The sequence below is a fragment of the Nocardia aurantia genome, from assembly GCF_009604425.1.
GTDB classification, from domain to species: domain Bacteria; phylum Actinomycetota; class Actinomycetes; order Mycobacteriales; family Mycobacteriaceae; genus Nocardia; species Nocardia aurantia.
In genome coordinates, this window is sequence record NZ_WEGI01000008.1 from 1 (window position 1) to 17,282 (window position 17,282).

General features: G+C 69.3%; 15 protein-coding genes and 1 pseudogene. 12 read left to right on the plus strand and 4 right to left on the minus strand.

The window, feature by feature from the left end; genetic code table 11:
• Positions 1-752 precede the first annotated feature (752 nt).
• From NRB56_RS18520 to NRB56_RS18540, 5 genes are read left to right on the plus strand one after another with little or no spacing between them, the layout of a single operon-like run.
• Positions 753-1,346 carry a VOC family protein gene (locus NRB56_RS18520; RefSeq protein ID WP_406603502.1) on the plus strand — a complete coding sequence of 198 codons (594 nt, stop codon included), beginning with the start codon at positions 753-755 and terminating at the stop codon, positions 1,344-1,346.
• A complete protein-coding gene (locus NRB56_RS18525) occupies positions 1,343-2,269 on the plus strand; it encodes an acyl-CoA thioesterase (protein WP_153343927.1) in 927 nt (308 codons plus the stop codon). Before NRB56_RS18520 ends, NRB56_RS18525 begins: the two co-directional genes overlap by 4 nt.
• A gap of 49 nt (positions 2,270-2,318) precedes the next feature.
• A complete protein-coding gene (locus NRB56_RS18530; protein WP_153343929.1) occupies positions 2,319-3,398 on the plus strand; it encodes an NAD(P)H-dependent amine dehydrogenase family protein in 1,080 nt (359 codons plus the stop codon).
• The gene (locus NRB56_RS18535; protein WP_153343930.1) at positions 3,395-3,892 is read left to right on the plus strand and encodes a carboxymuconolactone decarboxylase family protein; all 498 of its coding nucleotides are present in this window, start codon (positions 3,395-3,397) and stop codon (positions 3,890-3,892) included. Before NRB56_RS18530 ends, NRB56_RS18535 begins: the two co-directional genes overlap by 4 nt.
• 57 nt (positions 3,893-3,949) lie before the next feature.
• Positions 3,950-4,285, plus strand: a complete 336-nt coding sequence (locus NRB56_RS18540) for an MmcQ/YjbR family DNA-binding protein (protein ID WP_153343932.1) — start codon at positions 3,950-3,952, stop codon at positions 4,283-4,285.
• Between the two features lie 119 nt (positions 4,286-4,404).
• Here NRB56_RS18540 and NRB56_RS18545 read toward each other — a convergent pair whose 3' ends face one another.
• Positions 4,405-5,364 (minus strand): TauD/TfdA dioxygenase family protein, encoded by a 960-nt coding sequence (locus NRB56_RS18545; RefSeq protein WP_153343934.1) that lies wholly within the window; start codon positions 5,362-5,364, stop codon positions 4,405-4,407.
• A 285-nt stretch (positions 5,365-5,649) separates the two neighbouring features.
• Between NRB56_RS18545 and NRB56_RS18550 the strand changes: the two genes are divergently transcribed.
• The 6 genes from NRB56_RS18550 to NRB56_RS18575 are packed head-to-tail and all read left to right on the plus strand — an operon-like array spanning position 5,650 to position 13,457.
• A complete protein-coding gene (locus NRB56_RS18550) occupies positions 5,650-6,735 on the plus strand; it encodes an ABC transporter substrate-binding protein (RefSeq protein WP_153343936.1) in 1,086 nt (361 codons plus the stop codon).
• A complete protein-coding gene (locus NRB56_RS18555) occupies positions 6,732-7,778 on the plus strand; it encodes an ABC transporter ATP-binding protein (protein WP_319943181.1) in 1,047 nt (348 codons plus the stop codon). Before NRB56_RS18550 ends, NRB56_RS18555 begins: the two co-directional genes overlap by 4 nt.
• Complete coding sequence (locus NRB56_RS18560) at positions 7,759-8,652, plus strand: ABC transporter permease (protein ID WP_153343938.1); 894 nt, start codon at positions 7,759-7,761, stop codon at positions 8,650-8,652. Before NRB56_RS18555 ends, NRB56_RS18560 begins: the two co-directional genes overlap by 20 nt.
• On the plus strand, positions 8,645-9,460 hold the full coding sequence (locus NRB56_RS18565; RefSeq protein ID WP_153343940.1) for an ABC transporter permease: 816 nt from the start codon (positions 8,645-8,647) through the stop codon (positions 9,458-9,460). The genes NRB56_RS18560 and NRB56_RS18565 overlap by 8 nt, the downstream gene beginning before the upstream one ends.
• Positions 9,457-11,511, plus strand: a complete 2,055-nt coding sequence (locus NRB56_RS18570; protein ID WP_319943182.1) for a hydantoinase/oxoprolinase family protein — start codon at positions 9,457-9,459, stop codon at positions 11,509-11,511. The genes NRB56_RS18565 and NRB56_RS18570 overlap by 4 nt, the downstream gene beginning before the upstream one ends.
• The gene (locus NRB56_RS18575) at positions 11,508-13,457 is read left to right on the plus strand and encodes a hydantoinase B/oxoprolinase family protein (protein WP_153343942.1); all 1,950 of its coding nucleotides are present in this window, start codon (positions 11,508-11,510) and stop codon (positions 13,455-13,457) included. Before NRB56_RS18570 ends, NRB56_RS18575 begins: the two co-directional genes overlap by 4 nt.
• Before the next feature lie 127 nt (positions 13,458-13,584).
• Here NRB56_RS18575 and NRB56_RS39105 read toward each other — a convergent pair.
• Together NRB56_RS39105 and NRB56_RS18580 are read right to left on the minus strand one after the other, a co-directional pair.
• Positions 13,585-13,748 (minus strand): annotated as a pseudogene (locus NRB56_RS39105) ((4Fe-4S)-binding protein); the annotation flags it as partial.
• 42 nt (positions 13,749-13,790) lie between these two features.
• Positions 13,791-14,561, minus strand: a complete 771-nt coding sequence (locus tag NRB56_RS18580; protein ID WP_153343944.1) for a deoxyribonuclease IV — start codon at positions 14,559-14,561, stop codon at positions 13,791-13,793.
• Positions 14,562-14,962: 401 nt separating this feature from the next.
• On the opposite strand from NRB56_RS18580, the gene NRB56_RS39760 reads away from it, so the two are divergent.
• Positions 14,963-16,456: a serine/threonine-protein kinase gene (locus tag NRB56_RS39760; protein ID WP_153343946.1), complete on the plus strand. Its 1,494-nt coding sequence runs from the start codon at positions 14,963-14,965 to the stop codon at positions 16,454-16,456.
• Here NRB56_RS39760 and NRB56_RS18590 read toward each other — a convergent pair.
• The gene (locus NRB56_RS18590) at positions 16,453-17,175 is read right to left on the minus strand and encodes a phosphatase PAP2 family protein (RefSeq protein ID WP_194290904.1); all 723 of its coding nucleotides are present in this window, start codon (positions 17,173-17,175) and stop codon (positions 16,453-16,455) included. The genes NRB56_RS39760 and NRB56_RS18590 overlap by 4 nt on opposite strands.
• Between the last annotated feature and the right edge of the window lie 107 nt (positions 17,176-17,282).

The window sequence follows — 17,282 nt, forward strand, 5'->3', positions numbered from 1 at the left end:
ACGGTTGCGGGCCACCCGGACGACATCGTCCCGGAACTCGCGGGGGTAAGGCTTGGCCACAGCGACATCCTTCCAGCCCGCCCGAAGGCAAGCCAACTCGGTTGTCACCTATACCTGCAGCAGTCCCGATCGTCCTGACCTCCGCTCAGGTTCCTCCTGCCGAGCGCCGCAAGACTCATCCGGACCACTTTGTTCTAGCCGACCCACATTCTGTAGCTGGACGTCATATTGTCGTGTTCGATGACACATGGGTGCAGGGCGGACACGCGCAATCCGCTGCGGCAGCTCTGCTCCGGGCGGGTGCGGCGGAGGTGACCGTAGTCGTTCTGGCCCGCCGCGTCGATCCCGAATTTCGAGCTGACGTTCTGCAGAACGCGCTCAGCCGCATGTTCGCGACGCGCGAGTACAGCCTGGACATCTGTCCCATCACTGGTGGCAACTGCCCAGGGGGCTGATCGACAGCCCATCCCCGTGCAAGGGCGCACTCGAATCGCAGACGACAGCCGATTGCGCACGCGCGGTTACGGTGCCTGGCGAGCGTGCAGCTCGAGTTGGTAGGGAGAGTACATACCGAGGTTCGTGGAGGATATCTCGTAGGGTGGTCCAGGACGCCTTCGGGCCGCCCCCAATCTTGTTGTGGCCTGGCCCTTCGTGCCTGGCCGAAGTCCGATCCTTCGGCGGTCGGATACGTTGATCTTCCAGGTGACTTCGATCACCGATGTTCGTAGACAGTGAGGTCCCCTATGGTTTCCGTGCTGCCGGGTGTGCTGGTTCCGCCGCTGTTCGAGCAGTCATGGCCGGAGGGGAAGTCCCGGTTCATTCAGCTCGGGCATGTGGTGGACGATGTGGTTGTGGCTGCCGAGCGGTGGGTGGCGGCGTTCGGGGTCGGGCCGTTCCATGTGTTGCCGGCGGTCGGGCAGCGGGCGCGGTACGGGGAGGGGGAGCAAGTGATTCGGTTGCAGGTGGCGGTGGCGCAGGCGGGGCCGGTGCAGATCGAGTTGATTCAGCAGCATTGTGAGACGCCGAGCATTTTTTGGGAGTGGAGCCGGGGCGGGACTTTTGCGTTTCATCAGATTGCTACGGTGACAAGCGATTACGACGGTAAGGTGGCCGGGTTGCGAAAGCTCGGGTATTCGGTGGTGGCCGAGAGTCTGGCCGGCAGTTTCCGGGTGGCCTATGTGGATACCGCAGCGGAGTTCGGCTTCTATGCCGAGATCGTGGAGAGCACACCGCGGTTTCTCGAGCAGGTGCGGGCGACTTCCGAGACCTGTGCGGGGTGGGACGGAAGCGATCCGGTGCGGTTGCTGACCCGGGGCGGGTACCGGGTTCCGGAGGAGCGGCGATGACGGCGACTCGGCTCGAACCGGCGGAGCCGCTGCGGGGGTCCGGGGTGGCGTTGGAACGGGCGATTCTGGACTCGCTGGACGATCTGGAAGGGGCGCTGCGACTGGAGACGTTGGGGGAGAACGAGTTCCGGGCGGGCAATGAACACAGTCGGTTCGGGCGGGCCTTCGGTGGGCAGTTGCTGGCTCAGGCGATGCTCGCGGCCGCGAGCACCGTCGACGGACAGTTGCCGCATTCTCTGCATGCCTATTTCGTGCGGAGTGGGGATCCGGAGGTGCCTCTGCATCTTTCCGTCGAGCGCACCCGGGACGGGCGGTCGATGTCGACTCGGCAGGTGACCGTGCGGCAGGCGGGGCGCGAGATACTCACCGCGATCGCGTCTTTCCATGCGAATCCGGCGGAACCCGAACTGTTCGAGGCGCCTTCGGGGGAAGTGCGGCCGGAGGAGCTGCCGCTGTTGCAGCAGTGGGTGGCGTACGCGCCGGAGGCGATGCGGCCGACCGCGCGGAAGTGGATCGATATGCCGCCGCCGGTGGAGATGCGGATCGGGGAGGCGCCCACTTTCGTTGTGCCGGGGCGGGATTCGGGTGTACGTGCGCACTGGATGCGGTTGCCGCGGGGGATCGGGGATCGGCCGGTGGCGCATATCGCGATGCTCGCGTACGCCAGTGATTATCTGTTGCTGGACATGGCTTTCCGGAATCATCCGGAGCCGGTGGATCATCGTGGATTCGTGGGTCTGAGCTTGGATCATTCGATCTGGGTGCATCGTGCGGTGCGGTTCGACGAGTGGCATCGGTACACGCAGCGGATCGGGGCGGTGTCGGGGCATCGGGCGCTGGTGCACGGGACGTTGCACGATCTCGCGGGGCATCTGGTGGCGAGTACCGCGCAGGAGGTGCTGGTCCGGCCGGTTCCGCGCTGATCCGGCCGTTTCGGCCTGTGCTCGACCAAGCGCTTGCTACATTCGATCGATGATCCCCACGGTCGTCTGGGGCACCGGCAATGTCGGCCGGGCCGCCATCCGTGCGGTGGCCGCGCATCCGGCGTTGTCGCTGGCCGCCGTGCTCGTGCACGATCCCCTCAAGGTCGGGCGGGACGCGGGCGAATTGGCCGATGCGGGAACCGCATTGGGTGTCGCGGCGACCGACGACGTCGAGGCCGTGCTGCGGTCGGGACCGGGCGCGGTGGTGTACGCGGCCTCCGGGGATATTCGGCCGGACGCGGCGCTGGGCGATGTGATCACGGCGATCCGGGCCGGGGCCGTGGTGGTGACGCCCGCGCTGTACGCGTTCTATGACCATCGCAGCGCTCCGGACGAGGATCGGGAGCGGGTGCTGGCGGCGATCGCGGCCGGGGGTGGGTCGTTGTTCGTGTCGGGGGTGGATCCGGGGTGGGGCAACGATGTGCTGCCGTTGCTGATGAGCGGGCTGGGCGGGGCGATCGATGTCGTCCGGTGTCAGGAGATCTTCGACTACACCACCTACGACCAGCCGGGTTCCGTGCGGTATCTGGTCGGGATGGGGCAGCCGCTGGAGTACGAACCGCCGATGCTGGCGGCCGGCGTGCCGACCATGGTGTGGGGCGGGCAGATTCGGCTGCTGGCCCGGGCGCTCGGGGCGCCGCTGGACGAGATTCGGGAGACGTTGCAGCGGCGGGTTCTGGAGCGCACCGTCGTGACCGAGCGGATGGGTGAATTCGCTTCCGGCACACAGGGAGCCGTGCGATTCGAGGTGCAGGGGATCGTCGACGGCGTGCCGCGGCTGGTGATCGAGCATGTCACGCGGATCGATCCGGCGTGCGCGCCGGACTGGCCGTCGCCGCCGGACGGCGACGGCGCGCACCGGGTGATCATCGAGGGCCGGCCGCGCATCGAGGTGACCGTGGCCGCCACCGACGAGGGCGGCAACCGCTCCGCGGGCGGAAACGCCACGGCGGTGGGACGTCTCGTGGGTGCGATCGACTGGCTGGTGGAGGCCGAGCCCGGCCTCTACGACGCGCTGGACGTTCCGGTGCGACCACCGGCCGGGCTGTTCGGAAGGAGCAGGACATGAACATCGACGTGCCGGTGGGTCGCGATCCGATCGACTATGTCTGGGGCGAGATGGTGCCCGGGATCGGGCCCGCCGCAGGCAAATTCGCGATGGCCGTCTACGCGCACAGCACGCTGGGACTGCGCGAGTTCGAGGCCGCGCGGCTGCGCATCGCACAGATCAACGGGTGCCTGTTCTGCCAGGACTGGCGGACCGACCGGAACGGGGTGAAGGTCGAAGCGGAATTCGCCGACGCGGTGACCGATTGGCGCACAACGGATCTCTTCGACGACCGGACCCGGCTGGCGGCCGAGTACGCCGAGCGGTACGCCCTCGACCACCACGGCATCGATGATGAGTTCTGGGATCGGTTCCTGGCGAACTACTCCCAGCGGGAGGCCGTGGAACTCACCATGTGCCTGGGCTCGTGGCTCGGCTTCGGCCGGCTCAACCGGGTCTTCGGACTGGACGAGGTGTGTGTGCTGCCGAGCCATCTGCAGGCCCGCGACACCTGACCCGGCGCCCGGGATCGCCGGCGGGAATCTGTCGGTACTCCCTGGCAGGATCCGGGTATGAGTCTGAGCGGGGACGATGTCCGGCGGCTGGTGTCGGAGCTGCCGGAGACGGTGGAGCAGTTCGCCTGGGGGATGCCGATCTTCCGGGTGGCGGGGAAGCTGTTCCTCACGTTGCCGGAGGGGGAGACGTCGATGGCGGTGCGGTGCCCGATCGTCGATCGGGACGAGTTGGTGCTCGCGGAACCGGAGAAGTTCTGGATCGCGCCGCACGAGGCGTGGAATGCCTGGGTTCGGGTTCGGTTGGCCGCGTTGGAGGATCGGGGCGAGTTGCGGGACATCGTGGTGGATTCGTGGCGGCAGGCGGCGCCTCGGCAACTCGTGGAGGGGGAGTAGGGGTCAGGGTTTTGGCGGGGAACCCGGGATCGGCCGATGAGAGGACGGGTATCGGCGCCGTCTCCCGGGTTCCCCGCCGCGACCGCGGGACGGGCGCGGTCGGGTGGTCGCGACGGCGCTCAGGCCGCCGCGGAACCTGCTTCCTCGACGATCGAGTAGTCGGTGGCGTCGCCGGCGAGAATTCTGCTCGGCACGCCGTCGATGCCGACCGGGATGTCGCCGGCCAGGGTGATCCGGGTCAGCTTGCGGTGCTCGCTCGCGTCGTAGTCGTCGATCGCGTAGTGCTGGGTGGAGCGGTTGTCCCAGATCGCCACGTCGCCCAGCTCCCAGTTCCAGCGGGTGGTGTGCTCGAGGCGGATCACCCGGTCCTGGAACAGCTTGTACAGCGTCTGCGATTCGGTGCTGGACAGGCCGACGAAATCGGCGACGAAATGGCCGAGCAGCAGCGCGCGCTCGCCGGTCTCCGGATGCACCCGGACCACGGGATGTTCGGTCTCGTAATTGGTGGAGACGAACTCCTCCCGATACGCTTTCACGTTCTGTGCCACCTCGTCCGACACGGCCTGCAGGCGCTGCTCGACCGCGTGCTGCGCGGCGTAGTCGTACCGGTTGGTGTGCCGGGCGCGCAGCGATTCGGCCAGCCGCTTCAGCGGTTCCGGCAGCGCGTTGTACGCCGCCACGGTCGAGGCCCAGGTGGTCGATCCGCCGTAGCCGGGCAGTTCGACCGCGCGCAGGATCGAGGCCTTCGGCGGACGGTCGACGAAGGTGACATCGGCGTGCCAGCTGTTGGCGCGGCCGTGGTGGGAGTCGATCGCCAGGGTCTTCACGCCGTGCGACTTCACCGTGGGATGCGGCGTGGTGGGCGTGCCGAGCAACTGCGCGAACTCGTGCTGGCCGTCCTCGGTCAGGTGCCGCTGGCCGCGGAAGAAGATCACCTTGTGCTCGTTGAGCGCGGCGCGGATGCGCTCGACCGTCTCCGGCTGCAGATCGCCCCCGAGCCGGACTCCCTCGATGCGAGCGCCGATGTGCTTGCCGAGTTTGACGACCTCGAACGGTTCGGTGGCGGATTCGACGGACATGGGCGTCCTTTCCTCGACGGGTAGTGCCGCCGTCGAGCACACCACCGGGCGGCGGCCGCGGGCCAGGATTACCGTCAGCGGGATCGAAACCAGGGGGTGCGTCGCCACGGATCGGTGCACACAGCCTTCACCAGGGGATACGAGGCTCGCCGGGCGAGGCCCGGCAACGTTCTGGTAATCCGAAGGGAGGCGGTGGCGAATTTCGATCAGACCGATCGGTGTTATTTTCGTCAGCGGCAACCCTGGATCCGGCCCGCCGGATCCCTCTCGGCCTGAGGACGACGCATGATGTTCAAGCGCGTAGGCGCGATTCTGGCCGCGACGACAGCTCTGTTCGCCGCGGCCTGCTCGGTGAATACCGGAAGTACCGGCGGAAACGGCGACTCCGGTGGATCCATCACGGTGACCGCCTTCGCCGGCGCGTGGAGCGAGGCGTTCAAATCCGCCTTCGTCGAGCCGTTCGAGAAGGACACCGGCATCAAGGTCAACCTGGTGCTGGGCGCGGACGCCGACTGGCTGACCAAACTGCGGGCCGCGGGCGGGAAGAATCCGCCGTTCGACCTCGTCGCCTTCACCTCGGAATCGGTGCGCGCGGCGGTCGGCGGCAACCTGCTGCAACCGCTGGACACCGGGAAGATCCCCGCGTGGAATCAGTTGTCCAACACGCTGATCCAGCAGTCCGTGGTCGACGGCAAGGCGTACGGCGCCCCGCTGACCACCGGATCCCTGGGCTGGCTGTACCGCACGGACAAGATCACCACCGCGCCGGCGGACTGGAAGGACGTCTTCGACCCGGCCTACTGCGGGCATATCGCGCTGGCCCCGCTGACCTACAACGCCGGCATGCAGTTCTTCTCGGCGCTGGTGCACAGCGAGGGCGGCACGCTGGCCGATCCGGCCGCCGTCGACAAGGCGTTCGCCGAGCTGGCGAAGCTGAAGGGCTGCGTGTCCTCCTTCCCGGCAGACGCCGGCAGCGTCGCCACCGCCGTGCAGAACGGCGACGCCTGGCTGGTGCCCTACTGGGACGGCCGCGCGCTGGCCATGTCGAAGGCCGGTCAGCCGATCGGGTTCAGCTATCCGACCTCGGGCGCTGTCGGCGCGCTGACCTCGTACTATGTGCCGGCCGGGACCACACACAGCGATCAGGTGTACAAGTTCCTGAACTACCTGACCGCAGCGGTTCATCAGAAGCCGTTCGCGGAGGCCACGTTCTACGGCGCGGGCAACAACACCATCGCCTACAACGCCGACTTCGAGGCCAAGATCAAGCACGGTGAGGACGTGTACAAGACCTTCACCTGGGTCGACTACAACACGGCCACGCCGAACCTGAACCGCTGGCAGCAGCGATGGAACCAGATCTTCGGGTGAGCGAGCACCACGAAGCACCGCGGGCCGGCGATCATCTCGAGATCGCCGGCCTGACGGCCGGTTACGACGGGCACGGGGTACTGGATGTGGACCGGCTGACCGTGGCGCGCGGTGAGTTCCTGTCCGTGCTCGGGCCCAGCGGTTGCGGTAAGACCACACTGCTCAACACGCTGGCCGGCTTCGTCCGGCCGGATTCCGGCACGATCCGGCTGGCGGGCGCGGACCTGACCGAGGTGCCGCCGCATCTGCGCGGGCTGGGGCTGGTGTTCCAGAACTACGCGCTGTTCCCGCACCTGAGCGTCGCCGACAACGTCGCCTACGGGCTGAAGGCGCGGCGGATCCCGAAAGCCGAACGCGCGCAACGGGTGGAGGAGGCGCTGCGGCTGGTCGACCTCGCCGGGTATGCGGATCGGCGGCCGCGGCAGCTGTCCGGCGGGCAGCAGCAACGGGTGGCCGTCGCGCGGGCGCTGGCGATCCGGCCGGAACTGGTGCTGCTCGACGAGCCGCTGTCGAACCTCGACGCGAAACTGCGCCGGGAGATGCGGGTCGAGCTGCGCGCGCTACAGCAGCGGCTGGGCATCACGATGGTGTTCGTCACGCACGACCAGGAGGAGGCGCTGTCGCTGTCCGACCGGATCGCGGTGATGAACGCGGGACGGGTGGAACAGGTCGGCACGCCCGAGACGGTGTACCAGGCGCCCGCGACCCGGTTCGTGGCCGAATTCCTCGGCGCCGCAAACATACTCGACGGTCGCGCGAGCGACGGGATGCTGACCGTCGGCGCGGTGCGGATTCCCTGGCACGGGGATCGCGGCGGCGCGGTGACCGTCGCGGTGCGACCCGAACGGGTCAGGCTCGGCGCGGCCGCCGGGTCGTGGCCGGAGGCGACCGTGCGGGTGCGCTCTTTCCTCGGCGACGGCTGGCAGCTCGAACTCGAACTGGCCGGCGGACTGTCGCTGTCGGCGCGCGCGGAACACGCTCCGGCGGTGGGTGATTCGGTCACCGTGAGCTGGGAGGACGACGATGTCATCGTCCTCGGGTGACGCGGTGACGTCCGCGCGCCCGGGCCGGTGGCGGGGCGCGGGACTGGTACTGCCGCTGGTGATCTTCCTGCTGCTGATGCTCGTGCTGCCGATGATCCGGATGCTGATCATGAGTTTCCGGCCGGTGGACGAATACGGGCAGGCCGAACCGGGATTCACCGCCGGGCAGTACCGCCGGGTGTTCGCCGAATCCTTCTTCTCGCAGGCACTGGTGCACAGCGTGCTGGTCGCGCTGGTGGTGACGGCCTTGTGCCTGGTGCTCGGATACCCCGCCGCCTACGTGCTGGCGCACCGGCGGCCCGGCGTGGTGCGGACACTGCTGCTGCTGATCGTGGTGTCACCGCTGTTGACCAGCGTGGTGGTGCGCAGCTACGGATGGTCGATCCTGTTGTCCGGCAACGGATTGGTGAATCGGATCCTGGCCGGGTCGGGGCTGCGGTCGCAGCCCGCGCATCTGCTCGGCAGCACGCTCGCGGTGGTGGTGTCGGTGACCCACGTGCTGTTGCCGTTCGCGATCATTCCGCTGACCACCGCGCTGCGCGGGATCGAACCGAATCTGACCCGGGCCTCGTTGTCGCTCGGTGCGGGACCGGTCCGCACGTTCTGGCGGGTCACCGTGCCGTTGAGCCTGCCGGGCATCGCGGCCGGGGTGCTGATCGTCTTCGCGCTGTCGATGGGCATCTACATCACGCCGCGGCTGATCGGCGGGACCAATCAGCCGCTCGCCGGGATCCGGATCTACGACCAGGTGTCGAGTGTGTACGACTATCCGATGGCGGCGGCGCTGAGTTTCGTCCTGCTCGTCCTGACCGGCGTGTGTACCGCGCTGTTCGGCGGCGGGCTGCGGTGGTGGGCACGGAGGCTGCATGGCTAGCCGGTGGCCGGGCGCGTCCGTCGCGGGCCGGATCGGGAGGTGGTGCGGGCGGATCGCGGTCGCGCTGGTGTTCGTCTTCCTGCTGGCGCCGCTGGTGGTGCTGGTGGTGGCCTCGTTCAACGCCGCGGATTCGGTGGCGTTCCCGCCGTCGGGCTTCTCGCTGCGGTGGTATTCGTCGGTGCTGTCGTCGCGGGACTGGCTGGTGTCGTTCCAGCTGTCCGGGCTGCTGCTGGTGTCGGTGGTGCTGACCACTGTGGTGATCGGGACCGCGGCCGCCTACGGGCTGGCGCGCGGCGCGTTTCCCGGGCGCGGGGTGCTGTCCGGAATCGCGTTGAGCCCGTTGCTGGTTCCGGAGATCATCGTCGCGCTCGGGTTGCTGTACTACCTGCAAGGCCTGCACCTGACCAACACCATCACCGGGCTGTGGCTGGCGCACTCGCTGATCGCGCTGCCGTATGTGGTGCGGGCGACGCTGGTCAGCGCGGCCGGACTCGATCCGACGCTGGAACGGGCCGCCGCGAGTCTGGGGGCGGGCCGGGCCCGGGTGTTCCGGACGGTGACGCTGCCGCTGCTGCGGCCCGGCATCATCGCCGGCGCGGTCTTCGCCGCCGTGACCTCGCTGGGGGAGGTGGCCATCACGGCCCTGGTCGCGGGCGCCAACACGACCACCGTGCCGTTGCGGATCTACTCCGCGGTCCAGTTCGAACTGGATCCGTCGGTCGCGGCGGTGTCCACCCTGCTGTTGCTCGTCAGCGTCGTGGTGATGCTGGTGCTGGAACGGTTCGTACGTCTGTCGGAGCTGTTGTGACCTCTCGATCGCCGATCCCTCCGAACACGGCGCGCGCGGGCATCGATGTCGGTGGGACGTTCACCGATTTCGTGCTGGTGCTGCCCGGCCGGGTGCTGCACCACAAGGAGCCCAGCACGCCGGACGATCCGACCGTCGCCGTCGCGCGCGGGCTGGCGGCCATCGCCGCGCAGGCGGGGATCGCGCCGAGTGAGTTCGGGGCCGTGGCGCACGGCACGACCATCGGGCTCAACACCATCATCCAGCGGCGCGGGGCGCGGTTGGCGCTGGCGGTGACCGAGGGGTATCGGGACATCCTGGAGATCGGGCGCAGCCGGATGCCGTCGTCGTTCGACCTGCACGCGGCCAAGGAGGAGCCGCTGGTGCCGCGGGAATCGGTGGTGGAGTTGCCCGCCCGGCTGCGGCCGGACGGCACACCGGCGCGGATTCCCTCGGACGATGAATTGGCTACGGCCGCAAGCGGTATCGATGCCGACGCGGTGGCCGTCGTGGTGCTGCACGCGCACACCGATCCGGCTTTCGAGGCGGGGGTGGCCGCGCGGCTGGCGGCACTGTTGCCCGGTACCGAGGTGGCGGCGTCGGCGACGGTGTGGCCGGAGGTGCGGGAATACGAGCGCACGCTGGTCACCTGCCTCAATGCCTATATCCAGCCGCTGATGCACGCCTATTTCGCGCGGCTGGAGCAGCGGCTCGCCGAACTGGGGATCACGGCGCCGGTGACGATCACCGGATCCAACGGAGGTGCGCTGAGCCTGCGCGGCGCCGATGAGCGGCCGTTGGAGACGGTGTTGTCCGGGCCCGCGTCCGGGGTGACGGCCGCGGCCGCACTCGCCGCGGAGACGGGGATCGAGCGGCTGGTCACCTTCGACATGGGTGGTACCAGCAGCGATATCTCCGTCGCGGTGGCGGGTGTTCCGGAGATCACCACCGGCACCACGATCGGCGGACTGCCGCTGGTGCTGCCGGTGGTGGCGGTCGACGCCATCGGCGCGGGTGGTGGATCGGTTGTGCGCGTTGATGATCAGGGGCTGCTGAAGGTCGGGCCGGAGAGTGCCGGTGCCGATCCGGGGCCGGCCGCGTACGGGCGCGGTGGTACCCGGCCGACCGTGACCGACTGTTATCTGCGCACCGGATTGCTCTCTCCGACAGGGTTTCTCGGTGGGCGTATGACGCTGGACGCCGAGGCGGCCGATCGGGCGCTGGGTGCGGTGGGCGCCGCGCTCGGGCTGGACGGCCTCGGCGCCGCCGCTGCCGCCTTGCGGATCGCCACCGCGGGTATGGCCGTGGAACTCCAGAAGGTGTTGGTGCAGCGCGGTTTCGATCCGGCGGAATTCACGTTGGTGCCGTTCGGCGGGGCCGGGCCCACCCACGCCGCGGCGCTCGCCGAGGAGGTCGGCATCACCGAGATCGTGATCCCGCCCGCCGCCGCGACCTTCTGCGCACTGGGTGCGGCGACAGCCGATCTGCGGCGCGACTTCGCGCGCAGCCTCCGGCGGCCGCTGGACGAGGACGGCATCGCGCGGCTGCGGGAGATCTTCGCCGATCTGGAGCAGCAGGGCCGGAGTTGGCTTGCCGAACAAGGGGTTTCGACCGGTGAGCCGCGGCTGACGGTCGCCGCGGATCTGAGCTATCACGGGCAGGCCTTCGAATTGCGGGTGCCGCTGGACGAATTGACCGTGGCCGCCGTCGCCGAGGCGCTGCACGCGGAACACGAACGGCTGTACGGGTTCCGGGATCCGGACGCGCCGATCCGCCTGGGGACCGCGCGGCTCACCGTGATCGGGCCACTGGCCGGTCGCGCGACGTCCGCAACCGAAACTGTTGCGCCGGAATCGAATAGTGCTGTCGCAGGGCCGCCGGATGTCGATTCGCGGCCTGTGTTCCTCGGCGGGGAGTGGGTGTCGGCGCGAGTAGTGCAGCGGGTGAGTCTGCGGGCCGGGGATCGGTTCGACGGGCCCGCGATCGTGGAACAGGAGGACACCACCGTGGTCGTGCCGGGAGGCTGGACGGTGACCGTGGACGCATTCGGCAATCTGCGGGTGCGGCGATGAAACTCGATCCGGTCACGCTGGAGATCATCGGCAACAAGTTCACGGCGCTCGCCGAGGAGATGTGCCTGACCCTGCAGCGCACCAGCCGCTCGCTCTATGTCAAGGAGACCGCGGACTTCTGTTGTGCGCTGGCCTCTCCCGACGGCGGGTTCTTCGCCTATCCGCGCGGGATCGGGGTGTCCGGCTTCGTCGGGCTCGACGTCGCCACCGCGGCCGCGGCGGTGGGACCGCTGGAACCCGGGGATGTGATCATCACCAACGATCCCTTCACCTCCGGCGGGCTGGCCACGCACCTCACCGACATCCAGCTCATCGCGCCGTATTTCCACGACGGTGAGCTGATCGGGTACGGGTGGGCCTTCATCCACTGTTCCGATATCGGCGGCCGGGTGCCGAGCAGTCTCTCACCGACCAACGACGAGATCTTCCAGGAGGGGTTGCAGATCCCGCCGGTGAAGCTCGTGCGGGCGGGAGTGCCGGACGAGAGCGTGGAGCGGCTGCTCGCGGCGAATACCCGTACGCCCGAGGCCAATCGGGGTGATCTGCAGGCGATGATCGCCGCCTTGCGTACCGGTCGGGCCGGGCTGGCCGCCGTCATCGCGCGGCACGGGGCCGGCGATGTGCTCGCCGCGCAGGACGATGTGGTCGAGTACACGGCGGCGAAGGCGCGTGCCGCGCTGGCGACGCTGGCCGACGGGCGGTTCCGGTTCGTCGACTATCTCGACGACGACGCGGTGTCGCCGATCCCGGTGCGGATCTCCGTCACCGCGACCCTCACCGCGGGGGATCTGCATCTGGACTTCACCGGTACCGATCCGCAGGTCGCGGCGGCGTTCAACATCGCCAGCCTCGGCCGGCCGCACGCGTGGATCACCACCCGGGTGCTCGCGCTGATCTGCACCCTCGATCCGACGATCGATCTCAACGCGGGGCTGGTGCGGCCGATCAGTGTGCACACGCCGGAGGGCAGCGTCGTCAACGCCGTGCGACCGGCGGCGGTCGGGGTGCGGCACGCGACGGCCTCACGGGTCAACGACGCGCTCGGCGGGGCGCTCGGGCTCGCGGCCCCGGAAGTGCTGCCGGCGGCGTCGAGCGGTCTCGTGGTACCGGTGGTGGTCGCCGAACAGGACAATGTCCAGGTGCTGGAACCGATGGTCGGCGGTACCGGGGCACGGTACGGCGCCGACGGGGTGGACGGCCGGGACAGCGGGATCTCCAACCTCTCCAACAATCCGGTGGAGACCGTCGAGACCGAGATCGGGGTGGAGATCCTGCGGTACGGCCTGATTCCGGACTCCGGCGGGGCCGGGCGCTGGCGGGGCGGCTGTGGGCTGGAACTCAGCTTCCGGGTGCTCGACGACGGGGCCCGGTTGCTGGCGCGCGGTCTGGAGCGGCAGTGCTTCCGGCCGTGGGGCGTGCGCGGCGGCGGGCCCGGCGCTCCGGCCCGACTGTCGGTCAACGGTGTCGCGGTCGCGAAGGTGGATGTGCTGCCGCTGCGGCGCGGCGATGTCGTCACGCTGCGCACCTCGGGTGCCGGCGGTTACGGGGATCCGTTCGAACGCGATCCGGCGGCGGTGCTGCGTGACGTCCGGCGCGGGGTGGTGTCGGCCGAGGCCGCGGCCGGTGAGTACGGCGTGGTGCTCGACGGTGACCGCGTGGACGTCGGCGCGACCGGTCGCGCGCGAACACGTTCGGCGCGAACCGGATTCGGCTTCGGGCCGGAGCGCACGGCCTGGGAAGCGGTCTTCGATCTCGCGACCGCCGATGAGTTGGTCCGTGCCCTGTTCACCCTTCCGGCCCGGGAGCGGTACCGCCGCCGGGCCGAGATCGTCGGCGCGGTGCTGGCCGAACTGCCGCAGGGCTTTCCACGTGTCCCGGCCGGTGCGGACGAACTCGACCGGGCCCGGGACGTGTTGCGCGCGGGGATCGACGCGGTGACGGCCTGACGACTCCGCCGGGTTGTTCGCGGCTCAGCTGAGGTACCCGCGGTTCAGCTGGAGCGCGTGCGGCTCTGCCGGGTGCGTGCGGCTCTGCCAGGGCGCTTGCGGCTCTGCCGGGATGCTCGCGACTCAACCGATTGCGATGAATGGCTGGCACCAGGAAGTGGCTCGGGCTGTCGTGCCTGAGCTGCACGATCAGTTCGGTGAGATCGGTTCGTACTCGGTGATCCCGTGCTCGGCTGGATGCTCCCCGAGCTCGATCTCCTGAGTCGCCATGGATTCCACCTCCACCACCTCGGTGCCGCGAGGCACTCGCGGCCCTGACCGAGTACTCGGGACTCAGCCGAGGTGCTCGCGCAGGTAGGCGAGATCCTCGGCCATGCCCTCGCTCGGGGTCTCCAGGACCACGGGTGCGCCGGCGGTGCGGCAGACCTCCGCCAGCAGTTGTGGGTCGATGGTGCCCTCCGAGAAGTTGGCGTGCCGGTCGGCTCCGGAATTGAACTCGTCGCGTGAGGAATTCAGGTGCACCAGGTCGATTCGGCCGGTGATTCCCTTGATCCGGTCGACGACCCCGACGAGTTCCTCCCCGCCGGCCCAGGCGTGGCAGGTGTCCAGGCAGAAACCGGCGCCGAAATCGCCGATCGCCTCCCACAGGCGGCCGATCGAATCGAAATGCCTTGCCATGGCGTGATTTCCGCCCGCGGTGTTCTCCACGATGATCGGGACGGCGAACCCGCCCTTCTCCTCCTGACGCTCGAACAGCTTGCGCCAGTTGACGATTCCGGCCTCGATCTCGGCATCGGACCGGACGTGGCCGCCGTGCACGACCAGGCCGAAGGCGCCGAGGTCGGCCGCGGCCTTCGCCTGCTGGGCGACCGCGTTGCGGGAGGGCATGCGCAGCCGATTGTTCGTGCTGGCCACGTTGATCTGGTACGAGGAGTGGACCACCACGTCGATCGGGCTGGCCTTGATCTCCGCCGCCCGGGGATGCGGCTGGGGTTTGTCCCAGCTCTGCGGATCCACCACGAAAAGCTGGATGACCTCGGCTCCGAGCTGTTCACCGAAACCGATCGGGTCACTGTCTTGCCGGACGTGGGCACCAATTCGCATGCGGAGGAGCGTATCGGGTACCACCGACAACTCGTCACCCCCGCTCCGAACGGACCGGTCGGTGGTCGGATCCGGGCGGCGGCGCGACCGCTGTGCGGGTGCCGGGAGCGCCGGGATCGGCGGAAGGGCCTGTCTCACATGCGACAATGACGGAACTCCGCGAGTAGCCGGGACCGCGCTGTCCACAGCGGATCTACAGCTTGTACCAAGCTTCGTTGTCCTGCGGATCCGCGTGGTGGCAGTCGGTCGCGGTTGTGAAAGGACGGTGACCACCGCCCACCGGACCCCGGACGCGTTGTATGGTTGCCGTGTTCGGCGGTCGGCAGTGCCGACGGCCGGTTGTTCGTGCGGTACTGCCGCGCATCGGCGGCGGATGTGTGGCACCGGAAGTGGGAGCGGGGATGCAGACCAACGGTGACGTTTTCGCTGGGTATGTCATCGAGCGGCTGCTCGGCCGTGGCGGTATGGGCCAGGTGTACCTGGCCAAGCACCCTCGCCTGCCCCGGATGACGGCGTTGAAGCTGCTGAATCGGGAGATGGTGTCCGACCACGAGATTCGCGCGCGCTTCGAGCGCGAGGCGGATCTGGTCGCGCAACTGGACCATCCGAACATCGTCACCGTCTACGACCGTGGGCTCGAGGACGGGCAGCTGTGGATCTCCATGCAGTTCATCGACGGTATCGATGCCGCCAGTGTGGATCCGAAGCGGTTGCCGCCGGAGCGGGCGGTGCAGATCATCGCCGAGGTCGCCGAGGCGCTGGACTACGCCCACCGCAACGGAGTGCTGCACCGCGACGTGAAACCGGCCAACATGCTGCTCGCGCGGTCGACCGGCGGCAAGGGCGAGCGGGTCTATCTCACCGACTTCGGCATCGCGCGGCTGCGTGACGACGGCGGCCATCTCACCCAGACCGGTACCTTCACCGCGACGCTGGCGTACGCCTCGCCGGAACAGCTCACCGGCGCCTCGCTGGACGGCCGCGCCGACCAGTATTCGCTGGCGTGCAGCCTGTTCTGGCTGCTCACCGGCAGCGGGCCGTTCTCCGCGCCGAATCCGGCGGCGGTCATCCGCGGGCATCTGCAGTCGCCGCCGCCGACGTTGAGCAGTGTGCGGTCCGGGCTGCCGCCGGCGCTGGACGGCGTTCTGGTCAAGGCGATGTCGAAGCGGCCCGACGAACGGTTCGGCACCTGCGCCGAATTCGCCGCCGCCGCGCGGCGAGCGCTCGCGCAGTCCAGCGCGCCGCACGTGCAGGTTGCGCCGCGGCCGGCCACCGGTCCGTCGATGCCGACCATCGGCATGCCGACGCACGGGATGCCGTCCACAGGGCCTGGGCACGGCATCCCGTCCACCGGGCCTGGGCATGGCATCCCGTCCACCGGACCCGGGCATGGCATCCCGTCCACCGGGCCTGGGCATGGCATCCCGTCCACCGGGCCTGGGCATGGCATCCCGTCCACCGGGCCTGGGCATGGCATCCCGTCCACCGGGCCTGGGCATGGCATCCCGTCCACCGGACCCGGGCATTCGGTGGCGCCGCGGCCCTCGACGGGGCCCGCCAATCCGATCGCGCCGCGGCCGATGACCGGTCCGGGAAATCCGATTCCGCAGCCGATGCGGCCGCCGACCCCGGCGGCGCAACCCGTGTACCAGTCGGCGCCGCGCTATCCGCAACCCCAGTCCGGCGGTTCGTACTACCAGCCGCGGCCGGCGCCGCAGCGGCGGAAGTCGAACGGCGGGTTGATCATCGGGATTATCGCGGTGGTCGTGGTGCTGTTGCTGATCGTGCTGGCCATCATCGGCGCGATGTCGAACGGCGGTCAGTCCGCGTCACTGAACCATCCGGGTGTGACTCCGGCGCTGACCCATCAGCCGGAGCCCCGACCACTGAACTAGGCCGGTTGCGCGGTGCCGGCCGGGGCCGGTCGCCGCAGTCGCAGGTAGCCGGCCACGCACACCGTCGACCACAGTGTGCCGATCGCCCAGCCCGCCAGGACATCGGTGGGCCAGTGCACGCCCAGATACAGCCGCGAGACACCCACCAGAAGCACGAACGCCGCCGCGGCGGTCGCGACCGCGACCTGCGCGGCCCGGCGTCGCAGCGCGAGTACCACGAGGGCGGTCAGCACGCCGACCACGACGGTCGAGCCGAGGGTGTGGCCGGACGGATACGACTGATTGGTCTCGGTGACCAGGCGGTCCATCACCGGCGGGCGCTGCCGGCCGACGATCGTCTTCAGCGCGAGCACGATGATGCCCGCACCCGCCGCCGCGACGCCGGTCAGCAGGAACTGCGGCCAACGCCGCCGGTAGGCGAACCACGCGCAGGCGGCCACGGCCACCGCGGCCATCGTGGGGGTGTCACCCAGATCACTGATCGCCTTCGCGACCGCCGTCAGCCATCCGGTGCGATGCGGGATCAGCCAGTCGAGGGTGGTCGCATCGATCTCGGTCATCCCGTCGCGGTCGACCACATTGTCGGTGAGTTCCGCCACGCCGGCGGTGAGCAGGGCGACGACGGTCAGCGCCAGCCCGCCCGCCCAGCGCAGCACGCCGCGGCGCACGAGCACCGCGGTGGCAACGGCGCTACACAGGGCCAGCACGAGCAGAACCATGCCGACCAGCATACAAACCGCGGGCTCGCGAGGGTCACCGCGAACGTCCGGCGGCGGCGCTGCCCCGCGTTATTGGGGGACAACCCCGATGGCGCGTATGCCGGTTC

Excerpts from the sequence above, each read along its gene's own strand:
- NRB56_RS18525 (WP_153343927.1), top strand. The coding sequence starts at position 1,343 with ATGACGGCGACTCGGCTCGAACCGGCGGAGCCGCTGCGGGGGTCCGGG.
- NRB56_RS18530 (WP_153343929.1), top strand. The coding sequence starts at position 2,319 with ATGATCCCCACGGTCGTCTGGGGCACCGGCAATGTCGGCCGGGCCGCC.
- NRB56_RS18535 (WP_153343930.1), top strand. The coding sequence starts at position 3,395 with ATGAACATCGACGTGCCGGTGGGTCGCGATCCGATCGACTATGTCTGG.
- NRB56_RS18540 (WP_153343932.1), top strand. The coding sequence starts at position 3,950 with ATGAGTCTGAGCGGGGACGATGTCCGGCGGCTGGTGTCGGAGCTGCCG.
- NRB56_RS18545 (WP_153343934.1), bottom strand. The coding sequence starts at position 5,364 with ATGTCCGTCGAATCCGCCACCGAACCGTTCGAGGTCGTCAAACTCGGC.
- NRB56_RS18550 (WP_153343936.1), top strand. The coding sequence starts at position 5,650 with ATGATGTTCAAGCGCGTAGGCGCGATTCTGGCCGCGACGACAGCTCTG.
- NRB56_RS18560 (WP_153343938.1), top strand. The coding sequence starts at position 7,759 with ATGTCATCGTCCTCGGGTGACGCGGTGACGTCCGCGCGCCCGGGCCGG.
- NRB56_RS18565 (WP_153343940.1), top strand. The coding sequence starts at position 8,645 with ATGGCTAGCCGGTGGCCGGGCGCGTCCGTCGCGGGCCGGATCGGGAGG.
- NRB56_RS18575 (WP_153343942.1), top strand. The coding sequence starts at position 11,508 with ATGAAACTCGATCCGGTCACGCTGGAGATCATCGGCAACAAGTTCACG.
- NRB56_RS18580 (WP_153343944.1), bottom strand. The coding sequence starts at position 14,561 with ATGCGAATTGGTGCCCACGTCCGGCAAGACAGTGACCCGATCGGTTTC.
- NRB56_RS39760 (WP_153343946.1), top strand. The coding sequence starts at position 14,963 with ATGCAGACCAACGGTGACGTTTTCGCTGGGTATGTCATCGAGCGGCTG.
- NRB56_RS18590 (WP_194290904.1), bottom strand. The coding sequence starts at position 17,175 with ATGGTTCTGCTCGTGCTGGCCCTGTGTAGCGCCGTTGCCACCGCGGTG.